This is a genomic window from Pseudomonas sp. R3.Fl, from assembly GCF_023516765.1.
Taxonomy (GTDB): domain Bacteria; phylum Pseudomonadota; class Gammaproteobacteria; order Pseudomonadales; family Pseudomonadaceae; genus Pseudomonas; species Pseudomonas citronellolis.
The window spans coordinates 3,263,658-3,286,476 of sequence record NZ_JAMGSO010000001.1 but is presented as its reverse complement, the minus strand read 5'-3'; the positions used below and the strand labels follow the sequence as shown (position 1 = coordinate 3,286,476).

Here is a 22,819-nt window from a genome sequence, read left to right as displayed (position 1 = left end):
CGCCCTACGCTCTTCGTAGGAGCGGATTTATCCGCGATTGGTGCGGTGGATCGGCCATCGCGGACGGAGTCCGCTCCTACGTCCGTGCTTTCCTGGAACCGTTCGCGGTTATCCGTCGTCGGGTGTTGGCACCCCCGCGCAGCGCAGGAAGGCCGCCAGGCACGGGTTGTCGTTGTGCGGGCTCCAGGCCACGCCGTAGTCCACCAGCGGCGAGCCTTCCAGGCTGCGGAAGGCGGCGCCGGGCAGCTGCATCTTGCGCATCGAGTCCGGCACCAGGGCCACGCCCAGGCCCTCGGCCACCAGGTTGACGATGGTCTGCTGCAGGTGCGGCTCCAGCTGGATGCGTGGTTCGAATCCACTGTCCCGGCAGCATTGCATCACCGCTTCGTGCAGCGCCGGCGCGGTGCTGTGGGGGAAGCTGATGAACGATTCCCCCGCCAGGTCCCCGACCGCCACCTGGGCGTTCGCGGCTAGCGGATGCTTGCCAGGCAGCACCGCGCACAGCGGCTCGCGCAATAGCGTGCGGTATTGCAGTTGGCCGCTCCCGCGGGCCGGGAAGGTCAGGGCGACGTCGGCCTCGCCGGCTTCCAGCGCCGGGCCGAGGTCGCGCGGCAGCACTTCGTTGAGCACCACCTTCACCTGTGGATAAGCGTCGCTGTAGCGCTTGAGCAGGGTCGGCAGCAGCGTCCAGGCGGCGACCATGGTGAAGCTCAGGCGCAGTTCGCCGCGCTCGCCGCGGGCGCTGGCCTGGGCCGAGCGCACCGCCAGGTCGAGGCCGGCCAGCAGGCTCTTGCAGTGCTGCTGGAACTCGCGGCCGGCGGCGGTCAGCTCCACCGAGCGCGAGTGGCGGGCGAACAGCGGGGTGCCCAGCTCGGCCTCCAGCGCGGCTATCTGCCGGCTCAGCGGCGGCTGGGTCAGGTGCAGGGCCTCGGCGGCGCGGCCGAAGTGCAGGTGTTCGGCGAGGGCGAGGAAGTAGCGCAGTTGGCGCAGTTCGATCATCGATGCGTTTCCGGAATCGATCGGGCTCGTAACAAGCATTGGACGGTATCGATGCGGCAATCCTATGCTCGCCAGCCTTCCTATAACAACGCCTTGCCGAGCTTGCCATGCACACCGTGATCGCCGTCGTCCTGCCCATCTTCGCGCTGATCCTGGCCGGCTGGCTGGCGCGCCGCAGCAACCGCCTGGGCGAAGGCGCGGCGTCGGAGATCAACAAGCTGGTGGTCTGGCTGTGCCTGCCGGCGCTGCTGTTCAAGGTCACCGCCACCTCCACCTGGGCGGAAATCTGGCAGCCGGGCTTCCTCGCCGCCTTCACCGCCGGCTGCCTGCTGGTGTTCGTCGCCACCCTGGCCTGGCGTATGTGGCAGGGCCGCGAGCTGCCGGCGGCGAGCATCGACGGGCTCAGCGCCTCCTATGCCAATACCGGCTACATGGGCATCCCGCTGTGCCTGCTGGTGTTCGGCCAGGACGGCCTGGAGCCGGCGCTGATCGCCTCGTTGCTGGTGGTCTGCGTGCTGTTCGCCGTCGCCGTGGTGTGCATCGAGGTCGGCCTGCAGAGCGAGAAGCACGTCGGCCGCGCGGTGCTGGTGGTGAGCCGCGCGCTGCTGAAGAACCCGCTGGTGGTCTCGCCGATCATCGGTGGCCTGTGGGCCGCCAGCGGCCTGGGGCTGGCCGAGCCGGTGATGCATTTCCTCGACCTGCTGGCGGCGGCCACCACGCCTTGCGCGCTGATCTCACTCGGCCTGTTCCTGGCGCAAAAGCAGGAGGGCCCGCAGGTGGGTGCCTGGCCGCTGGTATTGGTCAAATTGGTGGGGCAGCCGCTGCTGACCGGGGTGCTGGCCTACAAGGTGTTCGCCCTGCCGCCGTTGTGGGCGGATTCGGCGCTGCTGCTCAGTGCGCTGCCGACCGGCACCGGGCCGTACATGCTGGCGGAGTACTACAAGCGCGAGGCGCCGGTGGTGTCGCGCAGCATTCTGTTGTCGACGCTGGGGTCGTTGGTGACCTTGTCGTTGTGCCTGTTGTGGATTGCGCGTTGAGCGGGGTGGTTTTTTAGGTTCCCGCGTTCGCGGGAATGACGGGATCGAGGGTCGTGTTTCCAGGTGTCATTCCCGCGAACGCGGGAACCCAGTAAAAAAACCGGGCCTGCCAAGCGCAGGGCTGGCAGGCCCGTTCGCAAACCGCTTGGCGCCGGCGCGGGGAGGGGACCCCGCGTGGCGCCGGACGCGCCCCTCAGGCGTATGGCCCGAATTGCGTCAGGGTTGCGATCAAGCCGGTTCGGCAAGCGCGCCAGTCGCGCGCACGGATCGTTGGCGGCCGGAAATCCGGTGGGCGTCGCCGGCCGGCGCGGTGCCCTTGTCGTAGGGCCTGGCCAGCAGCATGTAGAGCACGCCCGCGCCCAGCACCACGGCGGTGGTGAGGATCATCGAGTAGTTGATGTACCAGGGCGCGTCGGGGCTGCGCGGCCAGACCATGTTGGCGATGGCGCCGGCGCCGTAGACCAGCGCGGCGACGTTCACCAGCGTGCCCCAGGGGCCCAGGCTGAACTGCCCGCCGGGCACCCAGCCCTTGGCGCGGGCGATCAGCGCGGCGACCACGATCAGTTGGAAGGCGACGTAGATGCCGATGGCGGCGAAGCCGACGATGGTGGCGGTGGCGTCGGCCATGAACAGGCCCAGGCAGACGATCGCCGCCGGCACCACGCCGCTGACGATCAGCGCGGCGGACGGCACGTGGTTGGCCGACAGGCGCTGCAGCGCGCGGCTGCCGACGATCATCTCGTCACGGGCGTAGGCGAACAGCAGGCGGCTGGCGGCGGCCTGCAGGCTGAGCACGCAGGACACGAAGGACACCAGCACCACCGCCATCACCAGGCGCGAGCCCAGCGGGCCGAAGGCGTTGGCCAGGATGGTGGCGACCGGGTCGGTGTCTTCCCCGGCGAGCACCTTGTGCATGTCCGGCACCGAGAGGATCAGCGCGAGGCAGGCGAACATCGCGGCGGCGCCGCCGATGTAGATGGTCATGCGCATGGCCTTGGGGATGCGCTTGCCGGGGTTGGGGGTTTCCTCGGCGACGTCGCCGCAGGCCTCGAAGCCGTAGTACTGGAACAGCCCGGCCAGGGAGGCGGCGAGGAACGCCGGCAGGTAGGAACCCTGCGCCGCGCCGAGGCCGAAGGTGTCGAACAGCACGCTGAACGGCTGGTGGCGCTCGAAGATCAGCAGGTAGCCGCCGACCAGGATGGCGCCGACCAGCTCGCAGAGGAAGCCGAACATGGCCACCCGCGCCAGCAGCTTGGTGCCCACCAGGTTGAGACCGGTGGAAACCAGGATCAGCGCCAGGGCGATGTAGATGCTGACGTCCGCGTCCGGCGCGAAGCCCAGCAGCGCCGCCAGGTAGGGCCCGGCGCCGACCGAGACGCCGGCGATGGTGGCGCACAGCGCCCAGGCGTACACCCAGCCGACCATCCACGCCCAGCGCTTGCCCACCAGGCGCCGCGCCCAGGGGTAGACGCCGCCGGAGATCGGGAACTGCGAGACCACCTCGCCGAACACCAGGCACACCAGCAGCTGGCCGAGGCCGATCAGCAGGTACGACCAGAACATCGGCGGGCCGCCGGCGGCCAGGCACAGGCCGAACAGGGTGTAGACGCCGACGACCGGCGACAGGTAGGTGAAGCCCAGGGAGAAGTTCTCCCACAGGCTCATGCTGCGCTCGAAGTTCGAGCTGTAGCCGAGCGCGGCGAGCTGCTCGGCATCGGAATCGGTTACGCCAGCGGCACGCTTGGCAGGGGACCCACTCATCGTTGTTTCCTCTCAGGGGGTAATGGGCAGTGGCGGATTGTCTGCGGCGGAGCTTGCGCATCCGCCGCTGCCCTCTACGGGCTCATTGTCGTTATGGAAAGCGCGGTGCTTATTTGCCGTCGTCGTACTGCGAGAGCCACTCCACCGCCGCGTCGCGGTAGCGGGTGAAGCCCTTGTAGTCCACCAGTTCCTGGTTGAGGGACTTGAGCACGCGGTGCATGCGCTTGGCCCAGGCCGGGTTGGTGGCGATGTCTTCCAGGTTCAGCAGGTAGGTGCGGATCGGGAACACGATGGCGTTGCTGCGCGGCAGGCGGTGCAGCGGTTGCAGCTCGATGCGCAGGTAGACCAGCTTGCCGGCGTTCTCGGCGGTCACCTGGGTGCGGTCCGGGGCCCACTCGGGCAGGCTCTCGGCGGACACGTCCAGGCGCGGGTTGACGGTCAGCGACCAGTTCAGGCGGCGCACCGGGTGGCCGTTGCGCAGGCGCAGGAGGAACTTCAGCGCGCGGTCGAGCATGCCGGTTTCCTTCACCAGCGGCACCGGGCCGTGGTACTCGTGCCAGGCCATGCCCAGGTTGAAGCGCAGCGAGTAGTCGGCGCGCTGGGTGGCGATGCCGGCGCCCCAGTACAGGGTGCCGTCGCGCTCTTCCTGCAGCACCCAGTCGCCCTGGGCCTGGCGGGTGATGTATTCCATCGGCTCGTAGGGCAGGGTGGCCGGGTCGCCGAAGGTGAAGGTGTCGTCGATGCCCAGCAGCTTGTTGGTCCAGTGCCAGCGGGTGCCGTCGCGCTCCAGGGCGAAGTACTCCGGGTAGTCCTTGGCGTAGGACTCCATGATCAGCTCCAGCAGGTCCCACTGCGCCTCCATCATGTGCGGCGCCGAGACGTAGTGCATGCCCGGGTCCTTCTCCAGGGTGATGGCGCGGTCGCGGCATTCGCTGATGTAGTGCTCGTCGATGTCGAACACCGCGCGGAAGGCGCCGTCGCCGACGGAAACGTGGGGTTCCAGGTTCATCGAGTACATGTACTCGTCGTCCGGGAAGGGGAAGGGCGCGCGAGCGATGCACGCGGGGCTGTTGGCGTAGGTGTAGTCGTCGCGGTAGGTTTCGTCGGGGCGGAATTGGATGGTCATGGTCGTTCTCCGGCTCAGCAGTCGATGACCAGCCGCGAGCACTTGGCGCGCGACACGCAGGGCATGATTTTCTTGTTGGCGGCCTTGTCCTCGTCGGACAGCCAGTCGTCGGTGTGGAGGATTTCGCCGTCCAGCTCCAGGACGTTGGTCTCGCACATGCCGCAGGCGCCGCCGCGGCACAGGTAGGGAATCTCGTGGCCGGCGGCCTCGGCGGCCTCCAGCAGGCTCTGGTCGGGCGACACCTCGATGGTCGCGCCGCTGCGCGCCAGGGTGACCTTGAACGGCTCGCCGGAACTGCCCTGTTCGAGGAAGCGCTCGTAGTGGATGTGGCTGTCGGTCCAGCCGTGGGCGTGGGCCGCGTCTATGGTGGCCTGGATCATGCCCTCGGGGCCGCAGACGTACACGTCGCTGCCCAGCGGGCGGTCGGCCAGCACGGCGGAGATGTTCAGGCGCTCGCCACGGTCGTCGCGGTACAGGCGCACGGCGTCGCCGTATTCGCGCGCCAGCTCCTCGCCGAGGCGCGAGTGTTCCGCGCCGCGCACCGCCAGGTGCACTTCGAACGGGGTGCCGCGCAGGCGCAGCTCGGCCAGCTGCGAGCACACCGGGGTGATGCCCACGCCGCCGGCGATGAACAGGTGCAGGCGCGCGTGCTTGCTCAGCGGGAACAGGTTCACCGGGCGGAGGATTTCCAGCACGTCGCCTTCCTTCACCGCATCGTGCATGCGCCTGGAGCCGCCGCGGCCGTCTTCCACGCGGCGCACGGCGATCTGGTAGGCGCTGGCGTCGTAGGGCGAGCTCATTAGCGAGTAGGCGTTGCGGTAGGTGCCGCCGTCGTGGGGGATCAGCACCACCACGTTGCTGCCGCCGGAGAAGGGCGTGAGCTGGCCGCCGTCGCGCGGGACCAGGGTGAAGCGCTTGATCTCCGGGGTCACCTGCTCGATGCGGGCGACGCGGACGTTGAGGGTTCCAGTGGACTGGCTCATGTGTCGAGCTCCTCGGCTGCCGGCAGCTCGCCGGGGACTTCGGCGTCGGCCTTGACCGCCTGGAAGGCGGCGAGGCGGCGCGAGTAGTGGTCGCGGACCACCAGGGTGCGGGCGCAGTGCGGGCAGGCGAAAACGCGCTGGGTGACGTTCTCGGTGTAGCCGTCGCAGTGCACGCACCAGACGCGGCGCACGAAGGAGCCGCAGTGCTCGCGCAGCACCTCGTCCCGGTTCAGGTTGATCGCGTCGGCCGCCTGCATGGCGGTGCCGATGAAGCTTTCCGAGCCGGCCAGGTACAGGCGGGTGCCCATGCGCGACTGGCCGAGCAGGGCGTGCAGCTCGTCGACCAGCGCGCGGTTGCTCGGGTAGACGCTCAGCTCGACGTCGGCGATGTCGCGCAGCGCGGCCAGGTGGTCCTGCCCGGAGAAGGATTCGGTGGAATAGAGCACGCGGATGGGCGCGCTGCGCGGCATTTCGGCCAGCAGCCGGAGCATGGCGCTGCCGCCGCTGCCTTGCCCGGCGACTATGTGGTTGCTGCCGGCGAGCGGGCGCAGGTCGTCGTAGACCGGCCTGCTCTTGATACCTGTGATGAGCATTGTTGTTGTGCCTCCAGAACTGCCGGCAACCCCGGTCGGGGATGCCTGGCGCGATTCGAGGACCCGTGCACGGTCACGGGTCGATGGAGGTGGAGCACAGGGTGTGCCAAGAAATTAAGTTGTTGAAAATGAAGGGTTTGTTGTTTTGGAGGGGAGGGAATGTAAGCAGAAATGACAAGGGGGATAGGCAGAAATGCAGCGTTGGTGGGGGTGGTTATCCTGGGGCGGCGGTGTGTTGGTTGGGGGCCGCCCCTCTCCCCAGCCCTCGGCTGCGCGCCCCGCCCTGAAGGGAGAGGGGGCTAGTCCGTGCCGAGAGGAAGAGTGGTTTCAGCTGGAAACCACTGGAGCTGCCGGCTGACGCCAGAATACCCAACCCTGCCCAACGGTCCCCTCTCCCTTCAGGGAGAGGGTTAGGGAGAGGGAACGGAGGTCAGCGCAATGCCAATGCACCCGGCAAACGCCATTCGCAGGCAGGGCCCCTACGTTGCAGGTGAGCACGGCTTCTCGTAGGAGCGAGCTTGCTCGCGAACCGCATGGCACCGCGTTTGTTCGCGAGCAAGCTCGCTCCTACAAGAGCAGCCTGGCGCTCAATCCCGCTGCAACTTCCGAATCAACGTCCCGACATCGATCCCCAGGTGCTGCGCCGCCTTGCGCTTGCTGCCGCACAGGCGCACGGCCTGGAGGATCACCTGGCGCTCGAAGCGCTGCACCTGCGCCTTGAGCGGTTCGTCGGCGCTGGCGAAGGGCAGCAGTTCTTCCTCCCCGGCGGACATGGCCTGGCCCAGCAGCTCCGGTGGCAGGTGCTGTTCTTCGGCGACGTCGTCGGCCAGCACCGCCAGGCGTTCGAAGATGTTCACCAGCTCGCGGATGTTGCCCGGGAAGTCATGGCCCAGCAGGCGCTGGCGGCAGGCCGTGGACAGCCGCAGGGGCGGCTGGCGGTCGCGGTTGATGCGGGCCAGGAGGATGTCCATCAGCACCGGCAGGTCGTCGCGGTGGGCGCGCAGCGGCGGGATGTCCACCGGCAGCACGGCCAGGCGGTAGTAGAGGTCGGCGCGGAACAGGCCGGCGGACACCTGCGCCTTGAGGTCCTTGTTGGTGGCGGCGATCACCTGCACCTGGACCTTCTTCGCCAGCGGCGAACCCACCGGCTGGATGGTGCCGTCGTCGAGGAACTTGAGCAGCTTGGCCTGCACCTGCAGGGGGATCTCGCCGATCTCGTCGAGGAACAGCGTGCCGCCGGCGGCGCTCTCGATGTAGCCACGCTTGCCTTGCTGCAGCGCGCCGGTGAAGGCGCCGCGCTCGTAGCCGAACATCTCCGACTCGAACAGCGTCTCGGGGATGCTCGCGCAGTTCACGTCGACGAAGGGCCGGTCGCCCCAGCCGGCGGCGCGGTGGATGTGCCGGGCGATGGCGGTCTTGCCCACGCCCGGCTCGCCGAGCAGCAGCAGGCGGGCGCGGCGACGGAAGGCGCGCACGCCCATGTCGGCGATGTCCGAGAGCAGCGGCGACATGTGCAGCGCGTTGTCCTGCGGGTCGCCCAGGCTCGCTGGGCTGTCCGCCAGCGACGGCGCCGGGGCGCTGCGGCCGGCGCTTTCGCGCGCTTCGTATTCGCGCTGGATCAGCAGCGTGTAGGGCTTCTCGTAGGCGCCGGCGGGCACGCTCTGCAGGCGGGTGAGAAACAGCCGGCCGTCGCGCGAGCGCGTCAGCGCGCTCTTGCCGCCGCGGCGCACGGCCTGCAGGAAGTCGTCGAACTGCAGCGCCGAGCGCTGGTAGAAATCGCTGTCGCTCAGGCCCAGCACGTCTTGGCGCGCCACGCGGTTGATGCGCTCGGCGGCCAGGTTGAGGAAGCGCACCCGGGAGTCGCCGTCGCAGACGATCAGCGCCTCGCCGAAGCCGTCGAGCAGGGCGTGCAACGCCGGCGCCTCCAGCAGCGCGGCGAGCATCTCGGCGCTGACGTTGACCGACGAGCGCATGCCCATGCGCATCGGCGCGAAGAAGCCCTCGCCGCTCATGGGTGCAGCTCTGCCGGCCGGCGCTCGACGCCGTCCGGGCGCAGCACCACCACGCGCCAGGCCTGGTCCTCGCGGATCAGGATGCGCGAGCAGTGGCTGTCGAAGGCGCGGTAGCGGCCGTACTGGTCGGGCAGCTCCAGGCGCTGCCAGGTGCGCTCGGGCAGCGGCAGGCGGTCGAGGGTGGCGGCCACGCCGGCGGCGCGGGTGATGCCGAACACCTGCTCGAAGGCGGCGTTGCGCCATTGCGGCTGGGCGGCTTCGTCGATCACCAGCACCGCGTCGGGCACCGCGTCGAACACCCGGCGCAGGGCCTCGATGCGCTGCTCGGCGTCGTGTTGCATGCGCAGCTCCTGGCTGACGTCGCGCAGGCTGCCCCACATGCGCAGCAGGCGGCCGTTGTGGATGCTGGCGCGCACGTCGTTCTCCACGTAGGCCGGCGAGCCGTCGTGGCGGCGGTCCACCGAGAGCGCGCCGTCGACGTGGAAGTCGGCCTCGATCAGCCGCCGCACGAATTCCTCGTTGGCCGGGCTGCGCGGCCAGTACAGGCGCACCGGCTGCTGGCCGAAGTCGACGTCGGCGGGCATCTCGTAGATGGCCGCCATGGCGCGGTTGCACATGCGCCAGTAGGAGCGGTTCTCGAACACCTGGCGGACGATCTCGTCGGGCGTCTGGCGCACGTCCACCGGCTCGGCGAACTCGATGCACCAGTAGGCCACCTTGGCGCTGTAGAGCATCTGGCTCATGACTTCGTTGGCGTTCTGCAGCTCGCCCAGGCGCCGGCTGATGCCGCCCAGGGGCATCTTCACCAGGTGCAGGCGCGCCGGCTCGCCGTCGCGCCACTGCAGCACGCCGCTGGCCAGCACCGGCAGCAGGCCGCCATTGTGGCGGATGAGGGTCAGCTCCAGGTCCTGCACCCGTTCGTCGGCCGGCGGGTTGGCGAAGAGCTGCTGCAGGGCGCGCACCGAGTCGGCGGTGTAGACCTGTTCCATGCCCTGGCCGTGGAGCGCGCCGGGCGGGTAGCCGAGCTGGTCGCTCTGCTCGGCGGAGACGTCGAGGAAGCGGCCATCCGCGGCGATGCTGTCGGCCAGCAGCAGGCCACGGTCGAGCAGCAGGCGTAGCGGGTCCATCTGGGATTCTCCATGGGGGATGACGGGGCCGGCGCGGTGGCGCGGGCCAGTCGTCTACCCAGGCAGGTTGCATGCCAGGACGGAGCGCCCGTGACATGGGGGCCGGCGGCCTGGCGCCGTGGCGACTGTATGCAGAAATGCAGCGCCGTTTGCGTTTGCGCAGCGTCTTCGCAGAAGGGTAGCGCCTCCCCGGGGAAGGCGTAAGACAGGACTTTGGCCTAGTACACGTCGATTAACATGGCATGTTAATCTGATGCGCATTCTTCCGCGGAGGAGTGGACGATGATCGCCGTACGTGACGCCTGGGCGGCCGGGCTTCTGAAGTTGCAGAACTGGCCACGCAACCTGCTGGCCGGGGTCATCGTCGGGGTGGTCGCGCTGCCCCTGGCCATGGCCTTCGCCATCGCCTCCGGGGTCAAGCCCGAGCAGGGCCTGTACACGGCCATAGTGGCGGGCATCGCGGTGTCGCTGTTCGGCGGCAGCCGGGTGCAGATCGCCGGGCCCACCGGCGCCTTCATCGTCATCCTCGCCGGCATCACCGCGCGCTACGGCGTCGACGGCCTGCAACTGGCCACGCTGATGGCCGGGGTCATCCTCCTGCTGCTGGGCATCACCCGCCTGGGCAGCGTCATCAAGTACATCCCCGACCCGGTCATCGTCGGCTTCACCGCCGGCATCGGGGTGATCATCTGGGTCGGCCAGTGGAAGGACTTCTTCGGCCTGCCGGCGGTGGGCGGCGAGCACTTCCACCAGAAGCTCTGGCACCTGTTGCAGGCGCTGCCGCAGCTGCACCCGGCGACCACCCTGCTGGCCCTCTTAGGCCTGGCCGCGGTGCTCTACGGCCCGCGCCTGCCGTACCTGGGGCGGGTGCCGGGGCCGTTGCTGGCGATGGTGCTGGTCAGCGTGCTGCAGGCGCTGTTCCAGTTCGATGGCGTGGCCACCATCGGCAGCGCCTTCGGCGGCATCCCCCGCGGCCTGCCGGTGCCGAGCCTGCCGGAGATCAGCCTGCCGCGGATGCTGGAACTGATCGGCCCGGCCTTCGCCATCGCCATGCTCGGGGCCATCGAGTCGCTGCTCTCGGCAGTGGTCGCCGACGGCATGGCCGGCACCCGCCACGACTCCAACCAGGAGCTGGTCGGCCAGGGCATCGCCAACCTGCTGGCGCCGCTGTTCGGCGGCTTCGCCGCCACCGGCGCCATCGCCCGCACCGCCACCAACATCCGCAACGGCGGCAACAGCCCGATCGCCGGGGTGGCCCACGCGGCGACCCTGGTGCTGATCATCCTGTTCCTCGCCCCGCTGGCCTCGAGCATCCCGCTGTGCGCGCTGGCGGCGATCCTCTTCGTGGTGGCCTGGAACATGAGCGAGGCCCGCCACTTCGTGCGCATGCTGCGCCGTGCGCCCAGGGCCGACGTGGCCATCCTGCTGATCACCTTCGGCCTGACGGTGTTCAGCGACCTGGTGATAGCGGTGAACATCGGGGTGATCCTGGCGATGCTGCTGTTCATGCGGCGCATGGCCTCCTCGGTGGAAGTGCTGCAGCAGGGCAGCGCCGAGCTGCGGGGCGAACTGCAGGGCGCGCTGCCGCCGGGCGTGCTGGTCTACACCATCGAGGGGCCGTTGTTCTTCGGTGCTGCGGAAACCTTCGAGCGTGCCCTGGCGCAGACCCGCAGCGATCCGCAGTTGCTGGTGATCCGCCTGAGGCGGGTGCCGTTCATGGACATCACCGGGATGCAGACGCTGGAGGAGATGATCCAGCAACTGCGCAAGCGCGGGGTGACGGTGAAGCTCTGCGAGGCCAACCAGCGGGTGCGGCACAAGCTGGTGCGGGCGGGGATCATCGAGGCGGTGGGTAGGCGGAATTACCATGCCAGTTTTGCCATGGCGCTGGCGGCCTGCGAGGGGCGGGAGGAGGAGGGGGTTTCTTCGTAGGGAGGATTCGGCGCCGCCTGGGAGCAATCGCGGACGGAGTCCGCTCCTACGCCCGTGCCTCCCTGGGACCGGTCTCGCCAGCGCTTTTCGTAGGATGGGTTGAGCCTGCGAAACCCATGCAGTTGCGGTGATGGGTATCGCTTCGCTCAACACCATCCTACGAAAAGCCATGCTTCCTGGAACCGTAGGAGCGGACTCCGTCCGCGATCGAGCCGGCAGGCTGCTCCAGACTGGCCGCGGCCCTCAATCCTGCCCCCCCACCTTCGGCTGCGTGGCATAGCTCACCCCGTGGCTCTCCAGGTAATCGCGGATCAGCTGGCGAACCACCTGGGACGGTGTCAGGTCCTGGCTGGCGCAGAGTTCCTCGAAGGCCTTCTTCTTCACCGGGTCGATCAGGACGGTCAGGCGGGCGGTGCGGTTTTCCATGGGTTCTACTTGTTCGGTTCGCGGATGTTAATCAAATTCTAATGCCCCATCCGCGCCCCTGTCATGGCGCCGTCCGCCGCAGCCGCCGCTGGCTCACTGTTCGCCGCGGATGTACTGCTCCAGCTGCTGGATCAGCTGGGCCTGCTCGGCGATGGCTTCCTTGACCAGGTCGCCGATGGACAACAGCCCCACCAGCTGGCCGTTCTCCACCACCGGCAGGTGGCGCAGGTGGCGCTCGGTCATGATGCTCATGCAGGTGTCGACGTTCTGCTGCGAATCCACCGTGACCACCGGCGAGCTCATGATGGCGCTGACCGGGGTGCCCACCGAGCTGCGGCCCTGGAGGATCATCTTGCGCGCGTAGTCGCGTTCGCTGACCACGCCCACCACCTGGCCGTTGTCCACCACCGGCAGGGCGCCGACGTTCTTCACCGCCATCACCCGCAGGGCGTCGAGCACCATCTCGTGCGGGCCTATGGTGTGCACCTGCTGGCTCTGCTTGGCGTGGAGGAGCTGTGCGACGGTCTTCATGCTGGATGTCCTTCTGCTGTTGTGCGCAGGGCCGATGCCCCGGTGTGGCCACAGGATCGGCAAGCGAGGCTTCCCGCACAATGCTGGAAACGGCATCGCCCCCATAGGAAAACGTCATGACCTTCCTTCTGACTTATAGCCAAATGCGCCGCGCCGCGCGACCGCCGAGGCTTTGCGCGGGCCCGGCGAGGCCGTAGCATTGAGGCTCGCCGCACCCCGCCTGCCGAGACCGCACCATGCACGACGACGACATCGACCTCCCCGAGCCGGAGCACGAGCATCTGCTCGACCATGAGTGGGACGAGGATTCCCCGGAGGATTTCGAGCACGACGCCACCGGCCTGCGCGACGAGCCCGAGGACGATCAGGACGACTGGGACGACGAGGACAGCGACGCCCACTGGCACGACGACTGAGGCGCGCCGGCGCTCACTGCGAAGTGATGCGCCGGTACTCGTTCTGGTACTGGTCGAACGGCAGGTTGCTGCGCTGCAGCTTCTGCAGCTGGCGCTCCTGGTTCTCCACTGCCACCACCGGCTTGGCCGCCGCCTCCCGGCTGGCCACCGACTGGCCGGGCGCCGGGGCCGGCGCGGGGCGGGCCGGTTGCTCGGCCGGCGTGCTGGCCGGCATCGGCGCCTCCGGTAGCGGGTCGCGCTTGGCGATGCGCTGGGCGCTTTCGACTTCCTCGATGATCGCCTTGGAAATGTCCTTGAGCTGGCCTTCCAGCGCCGCCGGCTCGGCGGATTCGCTCTCGTAGCGGCGCGAGCCCATCAGCCGGCCGCTGGGGCCGTCGGTGAAGCGCACGTTGACGCGCAGGCTGCCCTTGCCCAGGCCGTCGCCGTCGGCCTGCTGGCGCAAGCGGTCGACTTCCACCACCAGCAGCGTCGCTGGCAGCGCGGTGATGGTCACCGCGCCGGCCTGCTCGCCCAGCTGGTAGTCGGACGAGGCCGCGCGGTCCGCCAGGATGCGCCGCCAGGTGCTGGTCAGCCGCGTCCAGCCCGGCGTCGCGGTCACGCTGGCATCGCCCTGGAAGTTCACCAGCAGGCGGTTGCGGGTGTCGGCATAGGTGCTGATGGGGGAGAGCGCGTCGGCGCGCTTCACATCCGCCGCGCAGCCGGCCAGGCCGGCCACGAGGAGCAGTACGAAACAGGTACGCACGATGGCCTCCTTGGAAAATGCACGGGCCGGGAGGTGCAAGTCTAGTCGGTGCTTTGGCGCTTGCAGGGCGCGGCGGCACATTTCCGTCGCCCGGCTGTTCACCTGGCAACAGCGCATCAGCAGCTTGCCCGGCGGCGGACAGGACGATAACCCGGCGCCTGTTGCAAGTTCATGATCCGCAAGGCTTTCCGGCACTGGCACGGTTGCTGCTCCGGCCCAGGTGGAAGCCGCGTGGCGCCTGGCCGCGCGGCATGCAATCGCGCCACTCCCGGAGAGCAGAACCATGAGCCAGCAACCCATCCGCTTCGCCTACTGGGTGCCCAACGTCAGCGGCGGCCTCGTCGTCAGCAACATCGAGCAGCGCACCAGTTGGGACTTCGACTACAACCGCCGGCTGGCGCAGAGCGCCGAGAAGGCCGGTTTCGACTACGCCCTGTCGCAGATCCGCTTCACCGCCGGCTACGGCGCCGAGTACCAGCACGAGTCGGTGGCCATCAGCCACGCGCTGCTGGCGGCGACCGAGAAGCTCAAGGTCATCGCCGCCATCCTCCCCGGCCCGTGGAACCCGGCGCTGGCGGCCAAGCAACTGGCGACCATCGACCAACTGACCGGCGGCCGCATCGCGGTGAACATCGTCTCCGGCTGGTTCAAGGGCGAGTTCCACGCCATCGGCGAGCCCTGGCTGGAGCACGATGAGCGCTACCGCCGCTCCGAGGAATTCATCCGCGCGCTCAAGGGCATCTGGACCCAGGACAACTTCACCTTCAACGGCGACTTCTACCGCTTCCGCGACTACAGCCTCAAGCCCAAACCGCTGCAGCGCCCGCACCCGGAAATCTTCCAGGGCGGCAGCTCGCGGGCCGCGCGCGACATGGCCGCGCGGGTGTCGGACTGGTACTTCACCAACGGCAACACGGTGGAAGGCATCAAGGCCCAGGTCGACGACATCCGCGCCAAGGCCGCGGCCAACGGCCACGCGGTGAAGATCGGGGTGAACGCCTTCATCATCGCCCGCGACAGCGAGGCCGAGGCCCGCGCGGTGCTGCAGGAGATCATCGACAAGGCCAACCCCGAGGCGGTCAACGCCTTCGGCCACGAGGTGAAGAACGCCGGCGCCGCCAGCCCGGAAGGCGAGGGCAACTGGGCGAAGTCCAGCTTCGAGGACCTGGTGCAGTACAACGACGGCTTCAAGACCAACCTGATCGGCACCCCGCGGCAGATCGCCGAACGCATCCTCGCGCTCAAGGCGGTGGGCGTGGACCTGGTGCTCTCCGGCTTCCTGCACTTCCAGGAGGAGGTGGAGTACTTCGGCGAGAAGGTCCTGCCGCTGGTGCGCGAGCTGGAGGCCGAGGCGCAGCGCAAGGCTGTTGCCTGACGGGCAACTGTTGGCTGCCGGACAGTGCTTCAACAAACAGTGTCCGGCCAGCGACTCGGCTGTCTTTGCTATCCAGTAAGTAGTTGATTTATAGGAATAAAATTTCGGGCATGGATCGTGCTCAACCAGGACAGGGCCCGCTGCCGGGAGGTCCCGGCCCCACACGGGCCACTGTTCGCCACGAGGAAGACCATGTCCGTTTCTGCTGCCTATCCGATCAACCGCCCCGCCGCGCGGATCATCCGCGACGACGCCGAGGCCATCCGCGTCGCCCACGAGGTCGCCGAGCTGCTGCTGGCCGGCGCTTCCGAGCGCGACCTCAACCGCTTGGTGCCGGTGGAGATCGTCGACGCCTTCTCCAACAGCGGCCTGTGGGGCATCACGGTGCCGCGCGAATACGGCGGCGCCGAGGTGTCCCACGCCACCCTGGCCCAGGTCATCGCCATCGTCTCGGCGGCCGACCCGTCCCTGGGGCAGATCCCGCAGAACCACTACTGCCTGCTGGAGGACATCCGCCTGCAGGGCAGCGAGGAGCAGAAGCGGCACTTCTTCGCCCTGGTGCTGGAAGGCCACCGCTTCGCCAACGCGCTGTCGGAAACCGGCGGCAAGAACGTGCAGGACATCCGCACCCGCCTGGTCGCCGAGGGCGACGGCTACCGCATCGACGGCCGCAAGGGTTACTGCACCGGCTCGCTCTACGCCCACTGGCTGGGCGTGCTGGCGCTGGACGAGCAGGACCGCGCGCAGCTGGCCTTCGTCCCGCGGGAAAGCGCCGGGCTGACGGTGGTGGACGACTGGGACAGCATCGGCCAGCGCACCACCTCCAGCGGCACCGTCTTGCTGGAGGGCCTGCGCGTGCCTGCCTTCCACCTGTTCCCCAGCTACCGCTCCTACGAGAGCCCGACCCTGGCCGGGCCCTTCGCCCAGATCACCACCGCCGCCATCGATGCCGGCATCGCCCGCGCCGCGCTGCGCGACACCATCGCCTTCGTCCGCGAGCAGGCGCGCCCGTGGATCGACGCCGGGGTGGAGAAGGCCAGCGAGGACCCGCTGACGATCATCCAGGTCGGCGCCCTGGACATCCGCCTGGAGGCCGCCGAGGCCCTGCTCGAACGCGCCGGCCGCGTGCTCGACGCCGGCAAGGCGGCGCCCGACGAGGACAAGGTGGCCGCCGCCTCCCTGGCCGTGGCGCGGGCCAAGGTGCTGACCACCGAGATTGCCATCGAGGCGTCGAACAAGCTGTTCGAACTCGGCGGCACCCGCTCCACCCTGCGCAAGCACAACCTCGACCGCCACTGGCGCAACGCCCGCGTGCACACCCTGCACGACCCGGTGCGCTGGAAGTACCACCTGGTCGGCAACTGGCTGCTCAACGGCAAGCGCCCGCCGCGCCACGACTGGAACTGAGGGGGCGCCATGAGCAAGCAGATACGCCTCAACGCCTTCGCCATGAACACCGTCGGCCACCTCTCGCCCGGCCTCTGGCGCCACCCGCGCGACCAGGCGCGGCGCTACACCGACATCCACTACTGGGTCGAGCTGGCCAAGACCCTGGAACGCGGCAAGCTCGACGGCCTGTTCATCGCCGACGTGCTGGGCGTCTACGACGTCTACGGCGGCAATGCCGACGCCGCGCTGCGCAGCGGCGCCCAGGTGCCGGTGAACGACCCGCTGCAACTGGTCCCGGCAATGGCCGCGGCCACCCGCCACCTGGGCTTCGGCGTGACCGCCTCGGTGTCCTTCGAGCACCCGTTCCCCTTCGCCCGGCGCATGTCCACCCTCGACCACCTGACCGGCGGCCGCGCCGGCTGGAACATCGTCACCTCGTACCTGGCCAGCGGCGCGCGCAACCTCGGCCAGCAGCGCCAGCTGTCCCACGACCAGCGCTACGCCCTGGCCGACGAGTACCTGCAGGTCTGCTACAAGCTGTGGGAAACCAGCTGGGAAGACGACGCCGTGGTCGCCGACCGCGACAGCGGCGTCTATGCCGAACCGTCCAAGGTCCACGGCATCCGCCACGAAGGCGAATACTTCCAGGTGCCCGGCTTCCACCTCTGCGAACCCTCGCCGCAGCGCACCCCGGTGCTCTACCAGGCCGGCGCCTCCAGCCGTGGCCGGGCCTTCGCCGCGGCCAACGCCGAGTGCGTGTTCGTCGCGGCGCCGAGCAAGGCGGTGCTGAAGAAGCAGGTGGCCGACCTGCGCGAAGCGGTGCGCGCCGCCGGGCGCGAGCCGGGCGATGTGCTGGTGCTGGAACAGCTCACGGTGATAGTCGCGCCGACCGACGCCGAGGCCCTGGCGCGCCTGGCCGAGTACCGCGAGTACGCCAGCGCCAGCGGCGCCCTGACGCTGATGTCCGGCTGGACCGGCATCGACTTCGCCGAATACGCCCCCGGCCAGGTGCTGCGCGAGGTGCCCAGCGACGCCATCCAGTCGGCGGTGGAAGCCTTCACCCGCGCCGACCCGACGCGCACCTGGACCACCGCCGAGATCGCCGACTACTGCGCCATCGGCGGCGACGGCCCGGTGCTGGTGGGCTCGCCGCGGACCGTGGCCGACCAACTGCAGGAGTGGGTGGCGGAAACCGACGTCGACGGCTTCAACCTGGCCGGCGTGGTCATGCCGGAAACCTTCGAGGCGGTGGTCGACCTGCTGGTGCCGGAGCTGCAGGCCCGCGGCCTGTTCAAGCGCGACTACGCCGAGGGCACCCTGCGCCACAAGCTGTTCGGCGCCGGCGACCGCCTGGCCGCGCCACACCCGGTCGCCGCCCTGCGCGAGGAGGCCCGGCGATGAACGAGTGGCTGGCCAACGTCGACTGGAGCGAGATCGCCCAGGCCTGCCTGGACACCCTGAGCATGCTCGGCGCGGCCCTGGGCTGCACCGTGCTGCTGGGGCTGCCGCTGGGCGTGCTGCTGTACCTCACCGGCCAGCGCCAGCTGCTCGACTCGCCGCGCCTGTACCGGGTGCTCTCGGTGCTGGCCAACGTGCTGCGCTCGATGCCCTTCATCATCCTGCTGATCGTGCTGATCCCCGCCACCGAGCTGCTCACCGGCACCTCGCTGGGCGTGCGCGGCGCCATCCCGCCGTTGGTGGTGGGCTGCACGCCGTTCTTCGCGCGGCTGGTGGAAAGCTCGCTGCGCGAGGTCGACCGCGGGCTGGTGGAGGCGGTGCAGGCGATGGGCGCGAGCACCCGGCAGATCGTCTTCCACACCCTGCTGCCGGAAGCGCGCACCGGGCTGATCGCCGCCATCACCGTGACCGCCATCGTGCTGGTCGACTACACGGCCATGGCCGGGGTGGTCGGCGGCGGTGGCCTGGGCGACCTGGCCATCCGCTTCGGCTACCAGCGCTTCCAGACCGACGTCATGGTGGTCACCGTGCTGCTGCTGATCCTGCTGGTGCAGGCCCTGCAGATGAGCGGCGACCGCCTGGTGCGCCACTACACCCGGCGCTGAACCCAAACACCCGCTCGCGGCGGCCGGGAAAACGCCGCCGCTGGCCCCACGTCCAACCCACGACGGCCATTCCAAGAAACCACTGATCGGAGCAAACAGCATGAAGAAAGTCCTGGCCGCCCTGGCTGCCGTAATAGCCATCAACGCCCACGCCAACGAGCACCTGGTGGTCGGCGCCACCCCGGTGCCCCACGCGGAAATCCTCGAATTCGTCAAACCGGCCCTGGCCAAGGAGGGCGTGGACCTGGAAGTGAAGGTCTTCAACGACTTCATCCAGCCCAACCTGCAGCTGGCGAAGAAGAACCTCGACGCCAACTACTACCAGTACCGCCCGTTCCTCGACGACTTCAACAAGACCCGCCACACCAACCTGGTGCCGGTGGTGGGCGTGCACATCGAGCCCTTCGGCGCCTACTCGGCCAAGTACAAGAGCCTGGCCGAGCTGCCCGATGGCGCCAGCGTGGCCATCCCCAACGACCCGGTGAACACCGGCCGCGCCCTGGTGCTGCTGGCCGAGGCCGGGCTGATCAAGCTAAAGGACCCGGCGAATCCGCAGTCCACCGAGCGCGACATCGTCGACAACCCCAAACACCTGAAGATCCGCGAGCTGGAAGGCGCCATGCTGGCGCGCTCGGTGAAGCAGGTCGACCTGGCCTTCGTCTTCGCCAACTACGCGCTGGAAGCCGGCATCGACATCAAGAGCGCGCTGATCGTCGAGAAGGGCAAGGACCTCTACGTCGAGTTCCTGGTGGCGCGTCCGGACAACATCCAGGACCCGGGCATCCAGAAGCTGGCCAAGGCGCTCAACTCGCCGGAAGTGCGCAACTTCATCCTGACCCGCTACAAGGGCGAGATCGCCCCCGGCTTCTGATGTGACCCGGCGCGGCGCCCAGGACGGGCGCCGCGCCCGGCAGGAACGCACCCATGGTCAACTTCAACCATTCGCAGCCCCTGGCGGCTGCCACCCACATCCGCCTGCGCGGCCTGGCCAAGCACTACCTGGCCGGCGGCCGGGAAGTGCAGGCGCTGCACGGCATCGATCTGGAGATCCGCCGCGGCGAGGTGTTCGGCATCATCGGCCGCAGCGGCGCCGGCAAGTCCTCGCTGCTGCGCTCGCTCAACCGCCTGGAGCGGCCCAGCGCCGGCCAGGTGCTGGTCGACGGCGAGGACATCGGCGCCTTCGACGACGCGCGCCTGGCGCAACTGCGCCGGCGCACCGGGATGATCTTCCAGCACTTCAACCTGATGGCTTCGCGCAGCGTCGGCGACAACGTCGCGCTGCCCCTGGTGCTGGCCGGCGTGCCGCGCGCCGAGCGCGAGCGGCGGGTGGCCGAACTGCTGCAACTGGTGGGCCTGGCGGACAAGCGCGAGGCCTACCCGGCGCAGCTTTCCGGCGGGCAGAAGCAGCGCGTCGGCATCGCCCGCGCGCTGGTGCTGCAACCGGACCTGCTGCTGTGCGACGAAGCCACCTCGGCGCTGGACCCGGAAAGCACCCAGTCGATCCTCGCGCTGCTGCGCGACATCAACCGCCGCCTGGGCCTGACCATCGTCCTCATCACCCACGAGATGGAAGTCATCCGCGACCTCTGCGACCGCGTGGTGGTGCTGGAGCGCGGCCGGGTGGTGGAGCAGGGCGAGGTCTGGGAAGTGTTCGGCGACCCGCGCCACGAAGTGACGCGCAGCCTGCTCGGCACGCTGCATCACGATATTGGCGGCGAAGCGGCGGGCGAGGGCCTGCTGCTGGACCTGCACTACAGCGGCGCCAGCGCCCGCGAGCCGGAGCCGGCCGCCATCGGCCGCGAACTGGGCTACGAGGTGCGCCTGGTGCAGGCCAGCCTGGAGCGCATCCAGGGCCGCTCCCTGGGCAGCCTGCGGCTGCGCGTGGCGGCGCCGGCGGCGGAGCGCGAGGCGGTGGTGGCGCGCGCGAAGGCGCTGGCCGACCGGGTCAGCCTGGTGGGCAGTGCCTGACGGGACTCAGATGGACAGCCGCACCACGCGGTTGTCCAGCGCCTGCTCCGGGCCGCGGCGCTTGTTCACCACCAGCTCGCCGATGGCGATCAGCCGCGTGCGGGTGACGTTGCGCGACAGGCCCAGCAGGTTGGCGGTGTGCACCTGGTTGTGGTGGCAGAAGCGGTAGGCGGCGCGCAGCAGGCTTTCCTCGACGCGTTCGTAGAGCGCCCCGGCGGATTCCTCGAACAGCCGGCGGAAGGCGCGCTGCAGCAGTTCCTCGGCGGACTCGCCGCCATTGGCCGCGGGGCTGCCGGCATGGCCGGCGGGGGCTTCCTCCTGGCGTTCCAGGCGCAGGTTGGACAGGCGCAGGTCGTCCTCGCGCACCAGGCCGTCGCGGCAGGTCAGCAGGCTGTGGTGGATGACGTTCTCCAGCTCGCGGATGTTGCCCGGCCAGCCGTAGCCCACCAGCTTGCGCTCGGCCTCGGCGCTGAGCTGCACCTGGCCGTAGCCCAGGCGCTCGCTGTAGCTGCGGATGAAGTGGCGGGTCAGCGGCAGGATGTCGCCGGGGCGCTCGCGCAGCGGGTGCAACTGCAGGGTGACGACGTTGAGGCGGTAGTACAGGTCCTCGCGGAAGTGCCCGGCGTTGATCGCCCGCTCCAGCTGCACGTTGGTGGCCGCCAGCACCCGCACGTTGATCGGGATGCTCTTGCGCGAGCCCAGGCGCACCACCTCGCGCTCCTGCAGCACGCGCAGCAGCTTGACCTGGATGGGCATCGGCAGGTCGCCGATCTCGTCGAGGAACAGGGTGCCGCCGTCGGCCTCTTCGAACCAGCCGGCCTTGGCGCTGAGGGCGCCGGTGAAGGCGCCCTTCTCGTGGCCGAACAGCTCCGCCTCCACCAGGGATTCGGAGAAGGCCCCGCAGTTCACCGCGACGAAGGGCCCGTTGCGCCGCCCACTGAGGTTGTGGATGTGCCGCGCCACCAGCTCCTTGCCCGTGCCGGTTTCGCCGATGATCAGGACGCTGGCCTCGCTGGGGGCGACCTGTTGCAGATGGGCGAGCAGCGCCTGCGATTTCGGGTCTTCGAAGACCTGTGCGGTCGCCCGGATCGAGGTGGCCAGTGCGGGGGAAGGGGGTAGCGTCAGCAGTTGCATGTCTCTGCCTCAGGAATAGAAGGTGGGTGTCGGCCGCGTACCGTTGAGCGCCCAGTCCCCCAGCTCGTGGAGCTTGTAGTCCAGCGGGTCGTGCAGGGACTGGGTGCGCAGGTTGCGCCAGAAGCGGTCCAGGCGCAGCGAGGCGTGGGTGGCGCGGGCGCCGGTGACCTCGAACAGGCGGTTGCAGATGTCCAGGCCGGCGCGGCTGGCGGCGACCTTGGCGGTGGCGATGGCCACCGCCAGCTGCGCGCGCTCCTCGGCGCCCAGGGCGTGTTCCTTGCGCCAGGCCTCGTCCAGCAGCGCGGCGGCGCGCTGCACCAGCAGGCGCACGCTCTCCAGGCCGACCCAGAACTCGCCGTAGTGGCGCAGCACGTACGGGTCCTCGCCGACGCTGCGGGCGCTGGAGCGGAACCACGGGCGGCTTTCCTTGAGGCTGTACTGCCGCGCCTCCTCGAAGGCGCCCTCGGCCACGCCGAGGAACAGGTTGGCGAACAGCAGCTGGGCGATCAGCGGGCGCAGGCAGGCGAAGGGCGTGCTCAGCGGGCCCGGGTCCAGCAGCAGCTCGGATTCCTCCACGCGCACCCGTTCGAAGGTGGCGCTGCCGCTGTCGGTCTGGCGCTGGCCCATGTTGTCCCAGTCGCCGTGCAGGGTGATGCCGGTGCGGCCGCTGGGGATAGCGGCGATCAGCAGCTTGCCGCCGGCGCTTTCGTCCACCGCCGAGGCGATGAGCATTTCCGAGTCGCTGGCGCCGGAGCAGAAGCTCTTCTTGCCGGAGAACTCGCGCCAGCCGTCGAACTTCTTCACCACGGTGCGGGTGTCCAGCGGGTTCAGGGCGTTGCCCCAGAACCAGTGCTTGCGCGCGGTCTGCTCGAACCACGGCTGCCATTGCTCGGGGCGGGCGAACAGGCGCACGGTGGCCAGCATCAGGTGCTGGAAGCCGAACACGTGGGCGATGGAGCTGTCGACGCGGGCGAACTCGCGGGTCACTTCCAGGGCCTCGCTCCAGCTGGCACCCAGGCCGCCGTACTGTTTGGGTATGACCAGGCCGAGCAGGCCGCTGCGGCGCAGGGCGTCGCGCTCGGCCTTCGGCGTGCCGCCGAGCCGGTCGCGCTCGACGGCGCTTTCGGCGAATTCCGCCGCCAGCTGGCGGGCCAGTTGCAGCGGGCTGAGGATGGAGGCTTGTGCCGGCGAATTCATCGGGCGGC

Annotated in this window: 21 protein-coding genes; 9 read left to right on the top strand and 12 right to left on the bottom strand. The window is 69.3% G+C overall.

Annotated features, from left to right (window positions below):
* Positions 1-108 precede the first annotated feature (108 nt).
* A complete protein-coding gene (locus M8R19_RS14490) occupies positions 109-999 on the bottom strand; it encodes a LysR substrate-binding domain-containing protein (protein WP_249918134.1) in 891 nt (296 codons plus the stop codon).
* Between the two features lie 107 nt (positions 1,000-1,106).
* Between M8R19_RS14490 and M8R19_RS14485 the strand changes: the two genes are divergently transcribed.
* Entirely contained in the window at positions 1,107-2,036 is a 930-nt protein-coding gene (locus M8R19_RS14485; protein WP_249918133.1) for an AEC family transporter, read from the top strand.
* A gap of 228 nt (positions 2,037-2,264) precedes the next feature.
* On the opposite strand, the gene M8R19_RS14480 is transcribed toward M8R19_RS14485, so the two are convergent.
* From M8R19_RS14480 to M8R19_RS14455, 6 genes are all read right to left on the bottom strand, one after another.
* Entirely contained in the window at positions 2,265-3,797 is a 1,533-nt protein-coding gene (locus M8R19_RS14480; protein ID WP_249918132.1) for an APC family permease, read from the bottom strand.
* A gap of 109 nt (positions 3,798-3,906) precedes the next feature.
* Positions 3,907-4,923, bottom strand: a complete 1,017-nt coding sequence (locus tag M8R19_RS14475; protein WP_249918131.1) for a heme-dependent oxidative N-demethylase family protein — start codon at positions 4,921-4,923, stop codon at positions 3,907-3,909.
* Between the two features lie 14 nt (positions 4,924-4,937).
* Positions 4,938-5,906 (bottom strand): PDR/VanB family oxidoreductase, encoded by a 969-nt coding sequence (locus tag M8R19_RS14470; protein WP_116424662.1) that lies wholly within the window; start codon positions 5,904-5,906, stop codon positions 4,938-4,940.
* A complete protein-coding gene (locus tag M8R19_RS14465) occupies positions 5,903-6,499 on the bottom strand; it encodes a dimethylamine monooxygenase subunit DmmA family protein (RefSeq protein WP_116424663.1) in 597 nt (198 codons plus the stop codon). The genes M8R19_RS14470 and M8R19_RS14465 overlap by 4 nt, the downstream gene beginning before the upstream one ends.
* A gap of 587 nt (positions 6,500-7,086) precedes the next feature.
* The gene (locus M8R19_RS14460) at positions 7,087-8,511 is read right to left on the bottom strand and encodes a sigma-54 interaction domain-containing protein (RefSeq protein ID WP_249918130.1); all 1,425 of its coding nucleotides are present in this window, start codon (positions 8,509-8,511) and stop codon (positions 7,087-7,089) included.
* Positions 8,508-9,638, bottom strand: a complete 1,131-nt coding sequence (locus M8R19_RS14455) for a PAS domain-containing protein (RefSeq protein WP_043269731.1) — start codon at positions 9,636-9,638, stop codon at positions 8,508-8,510. The genes M8R19_RS14460 and M8R19_RS14455 overlap by 4 nt, the downstream gene beginning before the upstream one ends.
* 282 nt (positions 9,639-9,920) lie before the next feature.
* Between M8R19_RS14455 and M8R19_RS14450 the strand changes: the two genes are divergently transcribed.
* Entirely contained in the window at positions 9,921-11,570 is a 1,650-nt protein-coding gene (locus M8R19_RS14450; RefSeq protein WP_074978104.1) for a SulP family inorganic anion transporter, read from the top strand.
* A 243-nt stretch (positions 11,571-11,813) separates the two neighbouring features.
* Here the strand turns inward: M8R19_RS14450 and M8R19_RS14445 are convergent, their stop codons facing one another.
* Complete coding sequence (locus tag M8R19_RS14445) at positions 11,814-11,996, bottom strand: ribbon-helix-helix protein (protein WP_009615001.1); 183 nt, start codon at positions 11,994-11,996, stop codon at positions 11,814-11,816.
* Positions 11,997-12,089: 93 nt separating this feature from the next.
* Complete coding sequence (locus M8R19_RS14440; RefSeq protein WP_009615003.1) at positions 12,090-12,527, bottom strand: CBS domain-containing protein; 438 nt, start codon at positions 12,525-12,527, stop codon at positions 12,090-12,092.
* Positions 12,528-12,763: 236 nt separating this feature from the next.
* Here M8R19_RS14440 and M8R19_RS14435 point away from each other — a divergent pair, with 236 nt between their 5' ends.
* Positions 12,764-12,943 (top strand): hypothetical protein, encoded by a 180-nt coding sequence (locus tag M8R19_RS14435; protein WP_074978099.1) that lies wholly within the window; start codon positions 12,764-12,766, stop codon positions 12,941-12,943.
* Positions 12,944-12,956: 13 nt separating this feature from the next.
* Here M8R19_RS14435 and M8R19_RS14430 read toward each other — a convergent pair whose 3' ends face one another.
* Positions 12,957-13,685 (bottom strand): hypothetical protein, encoded by a 729-nt coding sequence (locus M8R19_RS14430; RefSeq protein WP_249918129.1) that lies wholly within the window; start codon positions 13,683-13,685, stop codon positions 12,957-12,959.
* Between the two features lie 283 nt (positions 13,686-13,968).
* Between M8R19_RS14430 and sfnG the strand changes: the two genes are divergently transcribed.
* The 6 genes from sfnG to M8R19_RS14400 all read left to right on the top strand — a co-directional run bounded on the left by sfnG (position 13,969) and on the right by M8R19_RS14400 (position 20,480).
* Positions 13,969-15,060 (top strand): dimethylsulfone monooxygenase SfnG, encoded by a 1,092-nt coding sequence (sfnG, locus tag M8R19_RS14425; RefSeq protein WP_058487773.1) that lies wholly within the window; start codon positions 13,969-13,971, stop codon positions 15,058-15,060.
* 192 nt (positions 15,061-15,252) lie between these two features.
* Positions 15,253-16,467: an SfnB family sulfur acquisition oxidoreductase gene (locus M8R19_RS14420; protein WP_249918128.1), complete on the top strand. Its 1,215-nt coding sequence runs from the start codon at positions 15,253-15,255 to the stop codon at positions 16,465-16,467.
* Between the two features lie 9 nt (positions 16,468-16,476).
* Positions 16,477-17,850: an LLM class flavin-dependent oxidoreductase gene (locus M8R19_RS14415; protein ID WP_043314490.1), complete on the top strand. Its 1,374-nt coding sequence runs from the start codon at positions 16,477-16,479 to the stop codon at positions 17,848-17,850.
* Complete coding sequence (locus tag M8R19_RS14410; RefSeq protein ID WP_009615009.1) at positions 17,847-18,512, top strand: methionine ABC transporter permease; 666 nt, start codon at positions 17,847-17,849, stop codon at positions 18,510-18,512. The genes M8R19_RS14415 and M8R19_RS14410 overlap by 4 nt, the downstream gene beginning before the upstream one ends.
* A 100-nt stretch (positions 18,513-18,612) precedes the next feature.
* On the top strand, positions 18,613-19,383 hold the full coding sequence (locus tag M8R19_RS14405; protein WP_249918127.1) for a MetQ/NlpA family ABC transporter substrate-binding protein: 771 nt from the start codon (positions 18,613-18,615) through the stop codon (positions 19,381-19,383).
* Positions 19,384-19,436: 53 nt separating this feature from the next.
* Positions 19,437-20,480, top strand: coding sequence for a methionine ABC transporter ATP-binding protein (locus M8R19_RS14400; RefSeq protein WP_249918126.1), 1,044 nt, complete (start codon positions 19,437-19,439; stop codon positions 20,478-20,480).
* Between the two features lie 6 nt (positions 20,481-20,486).
* Here the strand turns inward: M8R19_RS14400 and M8R19_RS14395 are convergent, their stop codons facing one another.
* Both M8R19_RS14395 and M8R19_RS14390 read right to left on the bottom strand, forming a co-directional pair.
* Positions 20,487-21,614, bottom strand: a complete 1,128-nt coding sequence (locus M8R19_RS14395) for a sigma-54 interaction domain-containing protein (RefSeq protein WP_043269709.1) — start codon at positions 21,612-21,614, stop codon at positions 20,487-20,489.
* A 9-nt stretch (positions 21,615-21,623) separates the two neighbouring features.
* Complete coding sequence (locus tag M8R19_RS14390) at positions 21,624-22,811, bottom strand: acyl-CoA dehydrogenase family protein (protein ID WP_074978086.1); 1,188 nt, start codon at positions 22,809-22,811, stop codon at positions 21,624-21,626.
* Positions 22,812-22,819: the final 8 nt, after the last annotated feature.